The sequence below is a fragment of the Duffyella gerundensis genome (assembly GCF_001517405.1).
Taxonomy (GTDB): Bacteria; Pseudomonadota; Gammaproteobacteria; order Enterobacterales; family Enterobacteriaceae; genus Duffyella; species Duffyella gerundensis.
On record NZ_LN907827.1, the window covers coordinates 554039 to 573457 of the forward strand.

Annotated in this window: 13 protein-coding genes and 1 tRNA gene; 9 read left to right on the forward strand and 5 right to left on the reverse strand. The window is 49.3% G+C overall.

Annotated features, from left to right (window positions below; translation table 11 throughout):
• Window positions 1–257 precede the first annotated feature (257 nt).
• The 4 genes from pnp (at window position 258) to EM595_RS02570 (ending at window position 5498) form a co-directional block, all read left to right on the forward strand.
• Entirely contained in the window at window positions 258–2387 is a 2130-nt protein-coding gene (gene pnp, locus EM595_RS02560) for a polyribonucleotide nucleotidyltransferase (protein ID WP_067427575.1), read from the forward strand.
• A gap of 126 nt (window positions 2388–2513) precedes the next feature.
• Entirely contained in the window at window positions 2514–3398 is an 885-nt protein-coding gene (gene nlpI / locus EM595_RS02565) for a lipoprotein NlpI (RefSeq protein ID WP_067427577.1), read from the forward strand.
• A gap of 104 nt (window positions 3399–3502) precedes the next feature.
• Window positions 3503–3559: a protein YrbN gene (gene yrbN / locus EM595_RS21500; RefSeq protein WP_098053093.1), complete on the forward strand. Its 57-nt coding sequence runs from the start codon at window positions 3503–3505 to the stop codon at window positions 3557–3559.
• 16 nt (window positions 3560–3575) lie between these two features.
• The gene (locus EM595_RS02570; RefSeq protein ID WP_067427579.1) at window positions 3576–5498 is read left to right on the forward strand and encodes a DEAD/DEAH family ATP-dependent RNA helicase; all 1923 of its coding nucleotides are present in this window, start codon (window positions 3576–3578) and stop codon (window positions 5496–5498) included.
• Between the two features lie 201 nt (window positions 5499–5699).
• On the opposite strand, the gene EM595_RS02575 is transcribed toward EM595_RS02570, so the two are convergent.
• Window positions 5700–6710: a luciferase-like monooxygenase gene (locus tag EM595_RS02575; RefSeq protein WP_067427581.1), complete on the reverse strand. Its 1011-nt coding sequence runs from the start codon at window positions 6708–6710 to the stop codon at window positions 5700–5702.
• An 864-nt stretch (window positions 6711–7574) separates the two neighbouring features.
• Between EM595_RS02575 and EM595_RS02580 the strand changes: the two genes are divergently transcribed.
• From EM595_RS02580 to EM595_RS02590, 3 genes are all read left to right on the forward strand, one after another.
• Window positions 7575–8204 carry a carbonic anhydrase gene (locus EM595_RS02580; protein ID WP_067427583.1) on the forward strand — a complete coding sequence of 210 codons (630 nt, stop codon included), beginning with the start codon at window positions 7575–7577 and terminating at the stop codon, window positions 8202–8204.
• Window positions 8201–9676: a SulP family inorganic anion transporter gene (locus tag EM595_RS02585; protein WP_067427585.1), complete on the forward strand. Its 1476-nt coding sequence runs from the start codon at window positions 8201–8203 to the stop codon at window positions 9674–9676. Before EM595_RS02580 ends, EM595_RS02585 begins: the two co-directional genes overlap by 4 nt.
• Before the next feature lie 278 nt (window positions 9677–9954).
• On the forward strand, window positions 9955–11367 hold the full coding sequence (locus EM595_RS02590; RefSeq protein ID WP_067427587.1) for a GGDEF domain-containing protein: 1413 nt from the start codon (window positions 9955–9957) through the stop codon (window positions 11365–11367).
• Window positions 11368–11803: 436 nt separating this feature from the next.
• Here the strand turns inward: EM595_RS02590 and EM595_RS02595 are convergent, their stop codons facing one another.
• Together EM595_RS02595 and EM595_RS02600 are read right to left on the reverse strand one after the other, a co-directional pair.
• On the reverse strand, window positions 11804–14080 hold the full coding sequence (locus tag EM595_RS02595) for an AAA family ATPase (protein WP_067427589.1): 2277 nt from the start codon (window positions 14078–14080) through the stop codon (window positions 11804–11806).
• A 135-nt stretch (window positions 14081–14215) separates the two neighbouring features.
• Window positions 14216–15235 carry a phage integrase gene (locus tag EM595_RS02600; protein ID WP_067427591.1) on the reverse strand — a complete coding sequence of 340 codons (1020 nt, stop codon included), beginning with the start codon at window positions 15233–15235 and terminating at the stop codon, window positions 14216–14218.
• A gap of 51 nt (window positions 15236–15286) precedes the next feature.
• Here EM595_RS02600 and EM595_RS02605 point away from each other — a divergent pair, with 51 nt between their 5' ends.
• Window positions 15287–16963 (forward strand): hypothetical protein, encoded by a 1677-nt coding sequence (locus tag EM595_RS02605; RefSeq protein ID WP_067427593.1) that lies wholly within the window; start codon window positions 15287–15289, stop codon window positions 16961–16963.
• Between the two features lie 571 nt (window positions 16964–17534).
• Here the strand turns inward: EM595_RS02605 and EM595_RS02610 are convergent.
• The gene (locus EM595_RS02610) at window positions 17535–18071 is read right to left on the reverse strand and encodes a hypothetical protein (protein WP_067427595.1); all 537 of its coding nucleotides are present in this window, start codon (window positions 18069–18071) and stop codon (window positions 17535–17537) included.
• A 325-nt stretch (window positions 18072–18396) separates the two neighbouring features.
• Window positions 18397–18472 (reverse strand) — tRNA-Ile (locus EM595_RS02615).
• 389 nt (window positions 18473–18861) lie between these two features.
• Between EM595_RS02615 and mug the strand changes: the two genes are divergently transcribed.
• Entirely contained in the window at window positions 18862–19380 is a 519-nt protein-coding gene (gene mug / locus EM595_RS02620) for a G/U mismatch-specific DNA glycosylase (protein ID WP_067427597.1), read from the forward strand.
• The last annotated feature ends 39 nt before the right edge of the window (window positions 19381–19419 follow it).

The following is a 19419-nucleotide window of genomic DNA, read 5'->3' on the forward strand; positions in this document are numbered from 1 at the left end:
CGTCTGGTGAACAGATTTGTGCGAGTTTCGCGAAAAGGGGGCCTTTATGGCCCCTTTTTTTAAGCAATGCGCAGCAATCCACGCCAAACTCATGTATTGTTGCTGAGAGTGATCTTTGCTTGCAGAGGTTCGCGCGGCTAATGAGAAACTTTACTCCGGGCGGAGTTAAAGATTGTCATTAGTCGCGAGGATGCAAATAAAGATTGAGGTCAATTGCGGACTACATAACGTCCGCGTCGAAGTTAAAGGATACAATTTTGCTGAATCCGATCGTACGTAAATTCCAATATGGTCAGCATACCGTCACGCTTGAAACCGGTATGATGGCGCGCCAGGCAACGGCCGCCGTAATGGTAAGCATGGATGACACCGCGGTATTCGTTACCGTTGTAGGACAGAAAAAAGCTAAGCCGGGACAGGACTTTTTCCCGCTGACCGTTAACTATCAGGAGCGTACCTACGCTGCTGGCCGTATTCCAGGTAGCTTCTTCCGCCGTGAAGGCCGTCCAAGCGAAGGCGAAACCCTGATTTCGCGCCTGATCGACCGTCCGGTTCGTCCACTGTTCCCGGAAGGTTTTGTTAATGAAGTACAGGTTATCGCTACTGTCGTTTCCGTTAACCCACAGGTTAACCCGGATATCGTAGCGATGATTGGTGCTTCTGCCGCTCTGAGCCTGTCTGGCCTGCCGTTCAATGGTCCAATCGGTGCCGCGCGCGTCGGTTATATCAACAATCAATACGTGCTGAACCCAACTGTAGATGAAATCAAGCAGAGCAGCCTCGACCTGGTTGTTGCCGGTACGCAGGGCGCTGTATTGATGGTTGAATCTGAAGCTGACGTGCTGAGCGAAGATCAGATGCTGGGTGCCGTGGTTTATGGCCATGAGCAGCAGCAGATTGTGATCGAAAACATCAACTCTCTGGTTGCTGAAGCAGGCAAACCACGCTGGGACTGGCAGCCAGAAGCGACTAACGATGCACTGCACAGCCGCATCGCTGCGCTGGCTGAAAGCCGTCTGAGCGATGCTTACCGCATCACTGAGAAGCAAGAGCGTTACACGCAGGTTGGCGTGATCAAGTCAGAAACTATCGCCGCGCTGCTGGCTGAAGATGCCACGCTGGATGAAAGTGAAATCAGCGATATTCTGCACGCCATCGAAAAAGATGCTGTCCGCTCGCGTATTCTGAACGGCGAACTGCGTATCGATGGCCGCGAGAAAGACATGATCCGTGGTCTGGATGTGCGTACTGGCGTGCTGCCACGTACTCACGGCTCTGCGCTGTTCACCCGTGGTGAAACGCAGGCGCTGGTTACCGCAACGTTGGGTACTGCACGTGATGCGCAGAATCTTGATGAGCTGATGGGCGAGCGCACTGACAGCTTCCTCTTCCATTACAACTTCCCTCCGTACTCGGTCGGTGAGACAGGTATGGTCGGTTCGCCGAAGCGTCGTGAGATTGGCCACGGCCGTCTTGCTAAGCGCGGCGTGTTGGCGATGATGCCTAAGCCAGAAGATTTCCCGTACACCGTACGTGTGGTGTCTGAAATCACTGAATCTAACGGTTCTTCTTCAATGGCCTCTGTTTGCGGTGCCTCTCTGGCGCTGATGGATGCAGGTGTGCCGATCAAGGCCGCTGTTGCCGGTATCGCAATGGGTCTGGTCAAAGAAGGCGATCGTTATGTTGTGCTGTCCGACATCCTTGGTGATGAAGATCACCTCGGCGACATGGACTTTAAAGTAGCCGGTAGCCGTGAAGGTATCACCGCGCTGCAGATGGATATCAAAATCGAAGGCATTACCCGCGAAATCATGCAGGTTGCTCTGAACCAAGCCAAAGGTGCGCGTTTGCACATCCTTAGCGTGATGGAACAGGCTATCAGCACGCCGCGTGGCGATATCTCTGAATTTGCTCCACGTATCCATACTATTAAGATCAGCCCGGACAAAATCAAAGATGTCATCGGTAAAGGCGGTTCAGTTATCCGTGCTCTGACCGAAGAAACTGGCACCACGATTGAAATCGAAGATGACGGTACAGTGAAAATTGCTGCAACCGACGGCGATAAAGCACAGCATGCTATTCGCCGCATCGAAGAAATCACTGCTGAAATCGAAGTTGGCCGTGTTTATAACGGCAAAGTAACGCGTATCGTCGATTTTGGTGCGTTCGTTGCTATCGGCGGCGGTAAAGAAGGTCTGGTTCATATTTCTCAGATTGCTGACAAGCGCGTTGAGAAAGTGGCTGACTATCTGCAGATGGGCCAGGAAGTTCCGGTTAAAGTGCTGGAAGTTGATCGCCAGGGCCGTGTTCGCCTGAGCATCAAAGAAGCGGTCGAGCAGCCGCAGGCGGAAGCCGACGTAGTGACAACACCTGACGCCGAGTAATCGTTTGTCTGGCGAGCTCTCCCTGCACGCAGGGAGAGTTTTGTTTCATCGCGAGGGCGGGAAACCTTTTGCACAGCGGGCGGATGACAGGATACGCATCCCAATGTTTGTATTCAGGAGTGGGAAATGAAGCCATTTTTGCGCTGGTGTGTTGTTGCGACGGCTTTGACGCTGGCAGGATGCAGCAACTCAAATTGGCGTAAGAACGAAGTCCTGGCTGTTCCGCTACAGCCCACATTGCAACAGGAAGTCATCCTGGCGCGCATGGAACAAATTCTTGCCAGTCGGGCAATTACCGATGATGAACGCGCACAGCTGTTATATGAGCGCGGAGTGTTGTATGATAGTTTGGGTTTGAGGGCACTGGCGCGTAACGATTTTTCGCAAGCGCTGGCTATCAGACCCGATATGCCTGAAGTATTCAATTACTTAGGCATATATTTAACGCAGGCGGGGAGCTTTGATGCCGCCTATGAAGCGTTTGATTCTGTACTTGAGCTTGATCCAACTTACAACTATGCGCATTTAAATCGTGGTATCGCCCTCTATTACGGCGGACGATACAAGTTAGCGCAAGATGATCTGCTGGCGTTTTATCAAGACGATCCTAACGATCCTTTCCGCAGTTTGTGGCTCTACCTCGATGAACGCGAGATGGATGCCGACAAAGCCAAAGTGGCGCTTCAACAGCGTTATGACAAAGCGGCTAAAGATCAATGGGGATGGAATATTGTCGAGTTCTACCTTGATGACATTAGCGAGAAGACGCTAATGGAACGTCTCAAGGCGGACGCAACGGATAACACCTCGCTCGCTGAACATCTCAGTGAAACCAACTTCTATTTAGGTAAACATTACCTAAGTCTGGGGGAGAAGGACGACGCGAAAGCGTTGTTCAAACTGGCGGTCGCTAACAACGTAAACAACTTTGTTGAGCACCGATACGCATTGTTGGAACTGGCGCTACTCGGCCAGACACAAGACGATTTATCAGAATCTGACCAGCAATAGCTGACGAACTTTTATTGCCTGAATTTCCGAAACGTCATCATCTTACGGGGTGAGGGCTTTCTTGTTCGTCAAAACCACTAATTTGAGCCGGTTCACACTTTTTGATGAAAATGACTGAAAGTTTTCACGACGAGTTATGTAGACTGGCCGCCGCAATCTAAGAGGCACGTGTACTACATGACTGATATCCAAACCACTTTTGCTGACCTTGGCCTGAACGCCGACCTTCTCGAATCACTGAACGGCATGGGCTACGTTAAGCCATCCCCAATCCAGGCTGAGTGTATTCCTCACCTGCTGGCGGGCCGCGATGTGTTAGGTATGGCGCAGACCGGGAGCGGTAAAACTGCAGCTTTCTCGCTGCCACTGCTACACAACATTGACCCTACTGTTAAGGCACCACAGATTCTGGTGTTAGCACCAACGCGTGAGTTGGCAGTACAGGTAGCAGAAGCAGTAACCGATTTCTCTAAACATATGCGCGGTCTGAATGTGGTTGCCCTTTACGGCGGCCAACGTTATGACGTGCAGCTGCGCGCTTTACGTCAGGGACCACAGGTTGTTGTGGGTACGCCTGGCCGTCTGCTTGACCACCTGAAACGCGGCACGTTAGATCTCTCTAACCTGCGCGGCCTGGTGCTGGACGAAGCTGATGAAATGCTGCGTATGGGCTTCATCGAAGACGTCGAAACGATCATGGCGCAGATTCCTGAGGGTCATCAGACCGCTCTGTTCTCTGCCACTATGCCAGAAGCGATTCGTCGTATTACCAAACGCTTTATGAAAGATCCTCAGGAAGTGCGCATTCAGTCAAGCATGACGACGCGTCCTGATATCAGCCAGAGCTACTGGACCGCTTACGGTCGTAAAACTGACGCACTGGTGCGTTTCCTTGAGTCAGAAGATTTTGATGCGGCGATCATTTTCGTACGTACCAAAAACGCGACACTGGAAGTGGCCGAAGCGCTGGAGCGTAGTGGTTATAACAGCGCGGCACTGAATGGCGACATGAACCAGGCATTGCGTGAGCAGACCCTGGAGCGCCTGAAAGATGGTCGTCTGGACATCCTGATCGCTACCGACGTCGCAGCACGTGGTCTGGACGTTGAGCGTATCAGCCTGGTTGTTAACTACGATATCCCTATGGATGCAGAATCGTATGTTCACCGCATCGGCCGTACCGGTCGTGCTGGCCGTGCTGGTCGCGCCTTACTGTTCGTTGAGAACCGTGAGCGTCGTCTGCTGCGTAACATCGAACGCACCATGAAGCTGACCATTCCAGAAGTGGAATTGCCTAATGCAGAACTGCTGGGCGAACGCCGTTTGGCTAAGTTTGCCAGCAAAGTTCAGCAGCAGCTGGAAAGCAGCGATCTGGATCAATACCGTGCACTGCTGAGCAAGCTTTCTCCGCAGGATGAGCTGGATATGGAAACACTTGCTGCCGCACTGCTGAAAATGGCACAGGGCGAGCGTCCGCTGATCGTTGTGCCAGAAGCGCCACGTCCACAGCGTCGTGAGTTCCGCGATCGTGACGATCGTCGCGGTGATCGTCCGGACCGTGCACCACGCGAAGCTCGTGAAGCACGCGATGGCGACCGTCCACGTCGTGAGCGTCGTGAAGTTGGCGATATGCAGCTTTACCGCATCGAAGTGGGCCGTGATGATGGCGTTGAAGTGCGTCACATCGTTGGTGCTATCGCTAACGAAGGTGATATCAGCAGCCGTTACATTGGTAATATCAAGCTGTTTGCTGCGCACTCAACCATTGAGCTGCCAAAAGGCATGCCGGGCGACATTCTGCAGCACTTCACCCGCACGCGTATTCTGAACAAGCCGATGAATATGCAGCTGTTAGGTGATGCTCAACCACACGAGCGTTCAGCTGAACGTGGTGGCGATCGTCGTCCTGCAGGCGCTGGTCGTGGTGGTGAGCGTGGCGGACGTGAAGCCGGTGCAGCTCGTGAGCCAGGCCGTCGCTTCAGTAGCGATCGTCCACAGGCTGGTCGTGAAGGTAACCGCGGTACGTTCAATCGTGAAGGTGGACGTGGTCCACGTCGCGAAGAAGGCACCAGCGCACCAACACGTCGCCGTGATGCCTGATTGCCATCGCAAGGGCTGATTTTCAGTCCATAATAAAAAAACCAGCCCTCGTGGCTGGTTTTTTTCGTCTGCCTAACCGATAAGCGCCGCAGATAGTGAAGCAAATAGTGAAAAAGGGCGTCAGGGGAAGAAAAGATTCAGGGATGATTCAGGCGGGAAAACGGGCCACCGCCTGTAAAGCGATGGCCCGGGCGTAAAGCATTACAATGATTTAGAAGCCTGCATCGCCAGAGCAAACGAGCGCAGTCGTGCCTGCGTATCAAAGATCTGGCCATTGATCATCAGCTCATCCGCCTGGGTTTCGCGAATCAGCGCGGCCAGTCCGTTACGCACTTTATCCACGTCACCGACAACCGACATGCTCAATGCCTGCTGAACGCCATACTGCTCAGCGGGTGACCACAGATTATCCATATTTTCCACCGGTGCCGGCAGTGGCCCTGGTCGGCCGCGGCGCAGATTAATAAACTGCTGCTGCATTGAGGTAAACAGCAACCGCGCTTCCTGATCGCTGTCGGCTGCGACCACATTGATGCACACGGTAGCATAGGGCTTCGCCAGACGCTCCGACGGCTGGAAGTTCTCGCGGTAGAGGTGTAACGCCTGATAAAGCAGTTCCGGTGCGAAGTGCGAAGCGAAGGCAAAAGGCAGCCCCATCTTCGCCGACAGCTGAGCGCTGTACAGGCTGGAACCCAGCAACCAGACCGGAATCTTCAGTCCCAGCCCGGGTACCGGTATCACCGGCTGATGCTCGCCTTCTTTAGCGTCGAACCAGCTAATCAATTCGGCAACATCATCGGGAAAGCTGTCCACGTGCGGATTGGCATGGTGACGGCGCAACGCCATCATTGTGCGCTGATCGGAGCCCGGCGCACGGCCAAGGCCCAAATCGATACGGCCCGGATAGAGTGATTCCAGCGTGCCGAACTGCTCGGCAATCACCAGCGGCGCGTGGTTTGGCAACATCACGCCACCGGAGCCGAGGCGCAGCGTACGCGTGTTGGCAGCGAGATAGCCTATTAATACCGACGTTGCTGCACTGGCAATGCCGGTCATATTGTGATGTTCAGCCAGCCAGTAGCGATGGAAACCGAGTTCTTCTGCCTGCTGGGCCAGCGCCAGCGAGTTATGAAACGCATCGCGAGCGTTCGAGCCTTGAGGTATAGGAGCTAAATCCAGCACCGAGATGGGAACGTGTTTTTTCTCAGACACAGATTCTCCTTTGTCAGGGTAAATGAAGGGGCGCAGCGTGTCATCGCCCGCTAATACATCAAGTATTACGCAACCCTGATTATATTAAAACCGCATTTACCGTAGTTGGCCGATCACAGCACATACGGTTTAGCCCACCGTTACGCTTCCGGCTTCGCTGGCCAGAGCATCCTCTTTTATGGCCAGTTTTGTGCCACGCTAAGCTGTACTTTTTGTGGGAAATTCCAGGCGACTATCTATAAGCCGAATGAAGTTTCTTTCTTTTTCACGTCCACGCGACTTTTAGACTTTAGGTTGAGAATAAATTGTCGTCAAACAGTTGGACAGTCCGGTGATATTCCTCCATCGATACGACTTATTAATAGCCGCCTTTACTGGGTTAATTTATCACGGCGGTTATCATTTCTTTAGGTATTACCCCGGGCTAAACAGTTAATTCGCTCGATCCCTGCTGTTTTGGAATGAGATAATTCGCACTTTTAATTGAGATTAAAAAATATCATATTAATTCCATTGGAAAAGTAATTGTATTATTTTGTCATTATAATTTTTTCTTATTCCTTAATTTAAATGAATTATGTTTATGATTTATAGTGATTTTTAAATCAATCGGTAATGAGACTTTCATCTAATTAATATCGCACTGCTGACGATTTCAATACATTAAATAAATATAAATTTACAAACTGAATTTTCCGTTTATTTATGGAAATTTTATTGATGCGTTATTACGCTTTAAAGGCTATAACCTTTTTCTGTGACGAGTAACACTTTTCAGGCTGCAGCGAGTTTTGTACAAATTGCACCATTTATTAATTACGTCATCCGGGCAGCACGCCGCCAGATAACAGAGAGAGACCTATCGTGACGACACTTAAACCCTTGTTAGCGAAGAATCGCAGTTGGGCCTTACAGCGCCGCCAACGTAATCCAAAATATTTTGAGAAGTTTTTACATCAACAAAAACCGCATTCTTTATGGATAGGGTGTTCTGATAGTCGCGTACCGGCTGAAGTATTAACTGGATCGCATCCGGGTGAGCTTTTTGTCCATCGCAATATTGCCAACATGGTTGTCAGTAATGATGACAACACGCTCAGTGTGCTGCAGTACGCCATTGAACAGCTTGAGGTAAAGCGCATTGTGGTTTGCGGCCATTATGGTTGCGGCGGCGTACAGGCCGCGCTGGCATTACCCGACAGTCCTCTTGCCCATGAAGATTCACCTTTATCGCGTCGTATCAGTCAGCTACGTGACGCGCTGCACAGCGGATTACGTGAATTTACCGCTTCAGAGGATAACGAAAGCGACAAACTCAACCGCCTGGTTGAAGCCAATGTCCTTGCCCAATTTGCTGAGCTCATCGCGACAGATCCGGTAAGAAAAGCCTGGCAGCAGGGCAGAGAATTAGACGTCTTTGGCTGCGTGTACGATCTGCAGTCAGGTCACCTGAAAGAGTTAATCCAGCAGTCAGCAGAGGAACCTTTACCATGAATCTCAGCACTCTGAAGCAGGATATTCCTGCTGGCCTTGTCGTTTTTCTGGTGGCGTTACCGCTTTGCCTGGGCATTGCTCAGGCCAGCGGTTTGCCGCCATTTGTCGGCCTGCTCACCGGCGTTATCGGTGGTCTGCTGGTCACCTCATTAAGCCCGTCACGCTTTGCCGTGAGTGGGCCGGCGGCCGGTCTGGTGACCATCGTGGTCGGTGCCATCGAAACGCTGGGTTCGTTTTCCGCCTTTTTGTTCGCGCTGATTTTGGCTGGCGTGCTGCAATTTTTGCTGGGCGTCATGCGGGCAGGGCGCTTTATTACGCTGGTACCGGGTAGCGTAATTAAAGGCATGCTAGCGGCAATTGGTATTCTGCTGATCATGCAGCAGATTCCGGTTGCGCTTGGCGCCGCCAGTGATGCCAGTCTGAGTAGCCTGTTCAGCGGCGATTTCGCCTTCTCGGCGTCTGCTATTGTTGTCTCGGGCATTGGCCTGTTGATTTTATGGGCCTGGACCACGCCGCTGGTGAAAAACATCAAAGGGCTGAATTGGGTGCCGGGGCCGTTGATTGCGGTACTGTTTGGCGGCCTCGCCGTGGTATTTGGCGATCGTATCTGGGCCGAGATGTCTGCCAACCTGCCGCGCATTGTGCTGCCCACCTTTGACAGTCCGGGCGCACTTATCGCTGAACTGGAGCGGCCGGACTGGCAGGCGTGGCAAAACCCGGCGGTCTATGTCGTGGCGGTAACGCTGGCGCTGGTTGCCAGTCTGGAAACCCTGCTCAGTGCTGAAGCATTGAAAAAGCTGCGTCCGCAAAACCCACCGCCGTCACCTAATAAAGAGATGCGCGCGCAGGGGGTCGGCAATCTGGTCGCTGGCCTGTTAGGCGGCTTGCCGGTAACGGCGGTTATCGTGCGGAGTTCGGTAAACGTCAGCGTGGGTGCGCAGAGTAAAGTCTCTATCCTGCTGCACGGCGTGTTGTTGCTGATTTGCGGCCTGTGGTTCAGCGATCTGCTGAACGTCATCCCGCTGGCCAGTCTCGCCGCGGTGCTGCTCTATACCGGCTATAAGCTGGCGACGCCACGGTTGTTCGTCGAGCAGTTCCGTATGGGTGCACAGCAGTATGTGCCGTTCCTCGCGACCATCGGCGGTATTTTGGTATTTGGCATGCTGGCGGGTATCGGTATTGGCCTGGCGACGCAGATACTTTGCAGCATCTATAAGAGCCATCGCAACGCGCTGCAACTGACGCGCTATGACGATCACTATGTGCTGCGTTTCCAGCAAAACCTGACCTTCATGCATAACCCACAGCTGCAGGGATTATTAGCCGAGATTCCTGAGAACAGCGTGGTTATCGTCGATCACGATAATGCGGAGTACCTCGATCCTGACGTTAAAGCCGTACTGGAAGATTTTGGCGACAATGCGCGCCAGCGAGGCATCCGTCTCAGCCAGTGGCCGGTTGCCGTGAAATAAGTCCTATAATGGGCATATCGCACTGATATGCCCATTCACTGCTCTATAAACGCCTGTTCTTTTTTTCAGCAATTGTTCCTGCTCTCCCGCACCAAAAGCCTGTGCTATGATGCCGCCGCTTCGCTCGGATAAATCCCATAACTGCCCGGATTTGATGCTTATTGGTTGCGCCATGTAACCAATTCGGTAGATAAAACACGCCTTGCGAACCGCATAATGAAATTTTCTGGCCGCTACCGCAGTTGCCGGCGAAAAGTGAATGATGGTGAGAGTAGGGTATGTGCGTAAAGTGGCTGGATGAAAAACGTGAAATAAGTTCGGCTATGACATTATTTGTCACTACCGCGCTATTCTGCTTTGTTGGCAGTCACTTACGTATGCCGCAGGAGCTTTCGCTATTCTGGCCGGTAAATGCGCTTTTGACCGGCATTATCGTGCGCTTCCCGTGGCTGCATCGCACCAGAAACTATTTCGTCTGTTACACCGCGATGGTGCTCAACGACACCATCTTCTCCGGCTGGACCGGCGGCGCTTTCACCATCAACTTCGCCAATATTCTTTTTGTCTTTGTAGCCGCCGCTATACTGCTGGCTTCGCCGCCTGCTCAGGACGGCAATGCCTTACGTGTCGGCAAAGCGATGCGCATCTTTGCTGCCTGCCTGATAGCGTCCATCAGCTGCGCTAGCTGGGGCGCACTGGCGCAGGGCGAAGGCATGAATGAGAAACTCATCACCGCGTGGAGTGACTGGTTCAGCGAACAGTTTTCAACCGGCGTGCTGCTGCTGCCTTTTTTACTGACGCTCAAACGACAGACCACGCTCTCCCGCGCCGTAATTTCGACCAAAATGGTGCTGCCGGTTATCGCCTTGATCCTCTCTGTTTGCGCCAGCGCGATGATTGGCGGCGCTGGTAGTCTTTCCTTTCCGCTACCGGCAATGATTTGGTGTGCCATCAGGTTGCCGATCGTGGCGACCACGCTGCTGATGCTGATTACCGGCATCACAGAAATTATCCTGGTGGTTGATGGCATCATTACTATTCAGGGCGGCGACAGTAGCCTGCCGCTTAGTCATCTGATGTCGGCCCGACTGGGCGTCGCCACGCTGGCCATCGGACCGTTTATCGTTTCTGTCAGCATGGATGCCATTCGGCGGCTTAATCATCAGTTGGCGCTGCGTGCCGACTACGACTTTCTCACGCGTCTACTGTCGCGATCCGGATTGTATGAACAGCTGCGCGGCCGGGAAATTGCCAGCTGCCAGCGCGCTGGGGTAATGATCATTGATATCGACTATTTTAAATCGATCAATGACAGCTTCGGCCATGATGCCGGTGATGCGGTGCTGGAAGAACTGGCGCAACGATTACGTAACGTCGTGGGCGATCGCGGCCTGCTGTGCCGGTTTGGCGGCGAAGAGTTTGTGGCGGTATTTTTCAATGTCGATCGTGAAGCGCTCTGGCATCACGCAGAATCCATTCGGCAGGCGATAGAACAGGAAAAGTTTGTGCTGCAGGGTAATACGGTGAATATCACCGTAAGTATTGGTATCGCCTGTCAGCATCGGTTATCCGGTAAAGATCGCATCAGCGCCATCAACGGCCTGATCTCCGCCGCCGACAAAAATCTCTACTATTCCAAACGCAACGGCCGCAACCAGACATCACCAGCGCTCCACGAGTGCATAGCGTAAGAGAATTTATCCGCATGGCGGAGGGGATTAATTAATATATCAATGAACCCACAGCTATAAATTTTAGGCAATAAAAAGCCACCCTCGCGGAGTGGCTTAATATTCTGATTTAACAGCTAAAATTTGGTGGCCCCTGCTGGACTTGAACCAGCGACCAAGCGATTATGAGTCCGATCGTGAATCAAGTGAAATCATTAACTTACTGATTTTTATGTTTTCTTTAGGCCGGATAGTGATGAAAAGTGGCGCATAGCGTTGCGCTCTGCTGCCACTTTGCTGCCAAGCCAAGCCAAGCCAAGCCAAGCCAAGCCAAGCCAAGCCAAGCCAAGCCAAGCCAAGCGTACTCTTAAGATGGATGATGGGTCGGTTTTACTCATATCCTATAGTGAAATGTATACAGTCAAAAATTCATAAGAAAGATATTTCATTAAATAAATTAGCTTCCTACCACAACATTAGAATAAATTTGATCCGCTTCATTTAGATTTTGATGTTCGCCTTCATAAAGTTCATCTCCAGCCATCATCATAACATAGTGGGACTCATGGCCAGATTTTATAAATATATTTTTGAAAACCCTCAAATACACTTCAATCTGATCGTCGATGGTTTGAATAAAAAGGTCGTCAGGAATACAGTGCGAACCGTCATTAATCCAATGTAAAAGGGATAGGCATATTTTTTGTTCTTCATTTCTTTCGAACTTAGTAACGATATCCTCATCACTTAGTTTGCCTAGAATCTTGAAATAGTTTTCAAGGATTCTTCTCATTATATTCGGAGTTGAGATGCCAGATCTGTGCCTTCTATCTTTCAACTCTTTCCACATTAATTCATACGCGGAGTTTATAGGGTTTTTTTGCTCGTGGAAATTAAGGGAAGTTCGATTGTTTGATTTTCTGATAATCCAGAAGTGTGTTTTATTACACCCATTAGAACGACCATTTTGGAAAGATGCTTCTTTATGAAAATAAATGTTATGAGTAAACAAAAGAATTTGTTTTATTGAAGAACCAGTTTTGACGCTACTGATCATTCCCTTTACAATTGCGCTTACAATATATAATACATTACTATCTAAACTTGAGATTGGGTCGTCAATCACTACTACTCTATTTTGAGTAATATCATCCTGCTTTGCTGCCCCATTAGCTAACTGAACAAAATATAGGAAGGTTATAAAGGTAACTTCACCTTCACTTAATGATTCAAAAGCTAAATCACCATTCTGACGTTTAATCACATAATGATTTTCTAACCTCTCAGAAGGTAAAATTTCAAAGTTTATAAATCCATAAGCTTTCAGTGTTCTATTTATTTCATTAACTGCTGGTTGAACACTAGTTGTATTTCTACTTAATATGGTTATTTCTGCTTTCTTACTTTCAATTTTAATTTTGCATTCATGGATTTTATATTTTAGTGCTTCAGCAGCTTTGCTGACTCCCTTGTGTTTTCTAATGAAAAACGAAACTTCATCTTTAAATTCCGCAGTTAAAAATAGCCAGGTGTCTTTTATAAACAGTTCTCTTTCCAGTTCATAATTGGTCACAATCTTATTGTGATCGATTATTTGACTATTTGCTTTATGAAATAAGTTGATGATAACTTCTAAGGTTTTTTTAGTTGAAGTTAACTCCACTTTTTCACTAGGTTTTTCAAGTTTATTATTTATAGCCATCAAATTGGTAGAAATCTGGCTCTCTAATATTGTTAGCGTTAGCCCTAATTCATCAGCATCTAACTTAGAATTGATGTTTTCTTTCTCTTGTTGCAATGTGCTTTTTAATATCCTTAATATTTGAGATGATTGCTGATGATAATCAAATGCAAGATTCTTTATAGTCTTGATCTTGAGTTCATATGATTTGTCAAAAAATTGTTCAATCTTAAATTTAAATTCATCGTCAATAGTATCTTTCTGACAGAAGGGACATGTTTTACTGGAGTTAATGTATCTCCGCCCATGGTTAACCCAATCTTGGCAACTTAATGATTCAATCAAACCTGCTATATCCACATCATGTTTACCAGTAATGATTTCTTTCCATATTGAATTTGACTCTGTGACATCAATCTCTTCAAATTCGATATTTATTAATAAATTATAAAGCTGTGGCTTTTCGCCTAAAATTGTTAAGCTTCTATTTTTTAGAGTGTCATAATCGCAGGTGTCGTTTAAATTTTCATTTTCAGTATGTAATCTAATTATTTTTGATTTGAATAAATCTTTTTTCTGAAACCCTTTGAAAGCTTCTTTGAAATCTACTTCATACTTTTTAAAGAGGGACCAGCACTTGTCTGTAAATTCGGTGCTAAGAGTGTCTTGTTCTGTTGTTTTTGATAAATGATCTTTTGTATAAGCAGTTAACTGTTTTTCGAACTCCTCTTGCTCTGATTTCTTAAATTTTATTTCCGCTAATTGTTCTGTCGTTGCTTCCCCTAGCGTAAACACGCCAGCAATATCACTACTTGAAAAGTTTTTATCTCTAAACTCCTTGTTATAAACTAAAGTTGATAGTGGCTGGTTGTTTCTCCAGGTAATACTGCAGTTATGATATTTTTCTAGCGAGGTGTCAGAAAGGTAATTTGATGCAGTAGTTTTTCCGCATCCATTAGCACCATAAAAGAAATTTATTTCTTTAAGATTGTTAATTACGATTCCATCGTTATCATAGGTTGCAACGTTAGCTAATTTAAGTGATTCAATCATAACAACTCCTTTTATTTCATGACTGGGCTAATGAGACTTAGTTATGTAAGGTTTAATAAGTCTGAAATTTAGACTTTATTTACTGATCTATTTGGGGGTAATAACCTCAGTTTATATTCTCCATTCATGTTGACATTATTTTTCAGTTTGAATTAAGGGGTTGAGTAACATCGCTTCGGATAGGTGATCTGGAGCAAAGTGCGCATAACGCATTGTAACCTTGATATCTGTATGTACCAGTATCCGCTGAAGCACAAGAATATTTCCACCATTCATCATGAAATGTGACGCGAAAGTGTGACGCAGCACATGCGTTAGCTGTCCGGCTGGCGTTTCAATTCCAGCCCGCTGCATAGCCTTTCTGAACGCCGAGTAGCATGGCGTGAAAAGGGGCTGCGTTTTGCGGCTAACAGGCAATTCTGCCAGTAATTTTTCTGTTATCGGCACCGCCCGGTTTTTCTTGCCTTTAGTTTTCACATAAATGATCTGACCCGCCCGAACTTGATTTCCCTTAAGGCCTTCCGCCTCACTCCAGCGCGCGCCTGTAGCCAGGCAGATTTTGACGATTGCCGTCAAATCTTGAGAGCGGCTTTTATCGCACTCAGCCAGTAGCACACGGATTTCATCGGTGGTGAGATATGCCATTTCTGACTCACCGATTTTAAATTCCCTGATGTTCTCCAACGGATTCGGGGCTTTCCATTCATCAAGGCGTCGCAGCTCGTTAAACACCGCACGAAAATACGCCAGCTCAAGGTTAACTGTTCGCGGAGTGACCGTCTTAACTCTCGTGGAGCGGGTAATCTTTCCGCTTAACCGCTGCTCACGGTAAGCAGAAAAACCCCTGGCGTTAAACTCAGTCGCAAGGGGATTGCCCATTGCCTCGCAAGCAAACGCCATTGTGCTCCGACGCTTCTCTCCATCAGCAAGGGTTATGCCATGCGCGTTGAACCAGAGTTCAACTAAGTCGATAACGCGCCTCTTATCCGTCTTTTCACCCAACCAAGGTTTATCCTGCGCCTGATCTTTGATGTGCTTCTCAAAAGACAGGGCTTCGCCTTTGGTCACAAACTGGCGGCGGATGCGTTTACCATCGCGCCCGTTTGGGAAAACCTGAGCCTGCCATTTCCCATTGGCTAATTTACTTACAGCCATATCCTGCCTTACAGATATTCGGTGCGAGCAACAACCTTACCCAGCACTTTGATGTCTTCTGCCTTACATTCAAAAGACGCTTTCGAAGTGCATCTGACTGATGCCGCTCTGGTGCTGGAGCTTAGCAGCTGTGGCCGTGGCTTCATCACGGCAAAGACCAGCACTGATTACACCGGCAAAATGGTCCGCATTGATACCGGCTACCCTGACCGGCTGCTGCGCTGGTTCACCGGGTACGTGGAGCGCTCGCAGCCTTCGGACACCGGCTATCAGCGTCTTTTCATCCGTGAGCTGTGCGGCGTGTTTGATCGTGCCTGGCCGTGCGCATTTCAGCACCCAACGCTTCGCCAGATTGCCGCCTGGCTGGAAGAACACAGCGGCCTGACCGTCACCGTGCCGCAGGCAGATTACAGCGACAGGCCGATCCCGCACTTCACGCACAGCGGCACAGGATTTCAGCTGCTGGCCAGTCTGGGGCGCGCTTTTGGGATTGCCGATTACATCTGGTATCAGCTGCCCGATGGCAGTATGTATCTGGGTGGCGCTGAAAAGGCGCTGTTTGCCGGTAAGCCGGTGGATATTCCGCCGGAGTTCAGCCAGTCCACTGCCGGTGGCAATACGATGACCGTACCTGTGATCCAGTCACTGCGTCCGGGCGTGGAGGTGAACGGCCAGCGCGTGACAAAGGTGCAGCTGAACAGCGACACCATGACAATCACCTGGACGCCGCGAAACCGCACAACAGGCCAGCCGCTGCAGAAAACACCGGTACAGCGTCAGGTTGAAAGCCATTATCCGGAGCTGGCCAGCGGCCTGCACCTGCCGAAAATGGCGCGTGTTGTTGCCCCATCCGAGGCGGTTAAAAGCGGAAACTTTGCGGACCCCTTCAGGCCGCGCTATGCCGTCGATCTGCAACTGCTGGACGCTGACGGCAATCCGGACGGCAGCACGCCGGTTTATCCTGCCGTGCCGCTGCCCGTTCCGATGGCCGGTAATGATTCCGGCATGTTTCAGTTTCCGCCAGAGGGTACGCTCGTTGAGGTCGGTTTTACCGGCGGGCGCCCGGACAAGCCGTTCGTGCGCCAGACCATGCCGGGTGGGACCAGCCTGCCGGACGTGAAGCCGGGCGAGCAGCTGCAGCAGCAGCGCGCGGAAGTATCACAGCGGGTAACACAGGCGGGAGACTGGGAACGCCAGACCGATCAGGCTATCCGTGAAACGTCCATGAGCCGGGAAGTAAAAGCCGATATGGAAACGCGTGAGCTGGTCAGCAGGGAAACGACAGTCAAAGCCACGGACAGGACCACTGTGATCGGAACGGCGTCACTGATGGCCGGTGCAATTCAGCACGTGACGACAGGCAATTACAGCGTGGCCACGCAGCAGAGCCAGCTGATTACAGTGGGCGGCAATGCTGAAACGGACATCACCGGCAGCGCGGCAATAGAAGTCGGGCAGGCGCTGACAGAAAAAATCGGCCAGCTGCGACAGAGCATTGCCGGGACGCGTCAGGAAATTATCGCGCCGGTGGTGTGGATTGGTTCAGAGAAGATTAATGTGGCCCAGTTGATGCTCGATACTGTGGCGCTTGTGCAGCAGCTGACTGACCAGCTGGCCAGCCATACGCACCCCTCAACCGGCCAGCCCACGAACAGCAGTGCCATCGCACAGAGTGGCCAGCAGGCCGCCGCACTCAGTACGAAATATTCCCCCGTCATCGGCAAATAAGCCAGCACACTGACCCGCTATCACAGCGGGTTTTTTATTGCCCGTCACCAGAACGCCTCAGCCGCACTCTGCCCCACGCACATGCGTAGCCATCTCGCACGACAGCCATTAACAGATCATCCGCACAGCGTGGCACTGGCTGCGCGTCAGCCCCGGCAAAATAATCGCTGTGCAAACAAAATCGGCGCTACACCGCACCCGCCTGCAGGTTTTGGATCATAAAAATTTTTCATTTTTATTTTTTTACAAAGGGCATGGCCAGAGTGCATGGCTGCTGGCTTTCTAAAGGAATTTGCCAACTGAAGCTTTTGAAAAGAAATTCAGTTTTTTTCAGTTTTAAGGATCCAGAGCAAGGCATCCATTAATCATAAACTTCTGTTTTTATTCAAGTATACGATTTTTACGTGATTAGGAAGGATCCAGTTAGGATCAAGTGGTTAGTGTAAAATAAAGTTTTTAAGTCTATAAAAAACAATGCATTATGGTATTGATTGGAGTAAGGGAAAACTGAAATTAATGAAGTCATAAAAGCACTTAGGGAGTGGAACTCCGAAAGTGCCTGTAGTTGTCTTTACTTAACGAGCTTAATTGTAATACCTGAATTAGGGCCAGGAGGGACGCCTAATGCCGTGTCTACCCCTTTGTTATTGCGTAAGTCTTCAAGAATCTCTTCAGGTTTAAACTTTTTCCCGATTATAGCTTGAGATTCAGGACGAGGATTTTCTGAGTGCCTTGCTCTATAGGCTTCAACAAATTCGATCCCTTCTGCTTTCGCTCTTGAGCTTAGACCGCGGGCATATAAGCGATTGAATTCACCTTCAGCTAAAGTTTGAGCAGCAGTATGAGGAACTTTAGCCTGAGTCATCTCAGTGCTATTAGGCTTTCTTCGAGGATAGTGGGTAGCAAGCAATCTTCTTCCTAGAATTTGTTGCTCTAACCATGCGTCATCATGTTGAGATGCTTCTTCTAGCAAAGATGGCCATACTTCCTTACCTTGAGTTGTAAGATAGTTGCTTAAATAAAAACTATTACTTTCTTTATCAAATTCAATTTCTTTAAGCATATATTTTTTGGTTGAATCGTCTAAATCAATATAATTTAAAGACATAAAAACCTCAGCTTTGTGTAGAAATAAAAGAAAGAACTAATTGTAATATTTAATTACAGGTCATATTAAGCAAACACATTCACTGATGCAAAAGGAACATTAACGTTTTTCAAAAGTTTTTTTCCTCATTCGTTCAAAAATTACGCCAGTTAGGTGATGCTCCTTTAGCAACAAATTTTGATAATAAGATTTTGTATATGCTTTTGATCGGAACGGAGTAGGCGGGTCTTGAGGCCGGGGGGACAAAAAGGGGACAGTTAACTACCTAAAGCAAAAAAGCCACCCTTGCGGAGTGGCTTAATGTGCTGATTTAACAGCTAAAATTTGGTGGCCCCTGCTGGACTTGAACCAGCGACCAAGCGATTATGAGTCGCCTGCTCTAACCACTGAGCTAAGGGGCCAGCGGAGCCGGGATTATAATGTATCTGTGCAGGGCGATCCAGCAATGTCATGCTGGTTGTTGGTTTTTAAACCAATAGCTTACCGATAAGAAACGGTGTCAAAAAACAATGCGAAACGGCTCAAAACGAGACGTTCCCTGTATCGTCAATTCAGCAGCTGATGAACATTTTCACAAGAAAGACCTTGCTCTCGATAGTTCTCGTTTGGCAAATAGAGCACCACAACAGAGAACTGTCATTCCAAAACTCCAAAACTCCAAAACTCCAAAACTCCAAAACTCCAAAACTCCAAAACTCCAAAACTCCAAAACCCCAACATTCCAAACCACCCGCTATAATTCCCTGCTCATGCCGCTCAGCGGCGCACGTTAATACACAGACCGGACGTTATGGATCAGCATCACATCACCGACATTATTGAACCCAATCTACGCGTGCTGTTTTGCGGCATCAATCCTGGCAGTTCTTCGGCGCATACCGGGTTTCATTTTGCTTATGGCGGTAATCGTTTCTGGAAGGTGATTTATCAGGCGGGTTTTACACACGAGCAACTGAGGCCGGAAGAGGAGATGCGGCTGCTGGAAACCGGCTGTGGCATCACTATGCTGGTTGAGCGGCCAACGGTGCAGGCCAGTGAGCTGGCAACGGCCGAGTTGCGCGAAGGTGGAGAGAAGCTGATGGAGAAAATCGCGCTTTATCAGCCCGCGGCGCTGGCGATCCTCGGTAAGGAGGCGTTCAGAAAGGCGTTTCGGCAAAGCAAAGTGGAGTGGGGCAGGCAGGCGATAACTATCGGTCGCACTGAAGTATGGGTATTGCCCAATCCCAGCGGCTTAAACCGAGCTTCGCTGGATGAGCTGGTCAGCGCCTACGGTGAATTGCATCAGGCGCTGCCTGAATGGCAGGCATAAAAAACCCCGCGTTAGCGGGGTTTTTATATTAATCAGCCG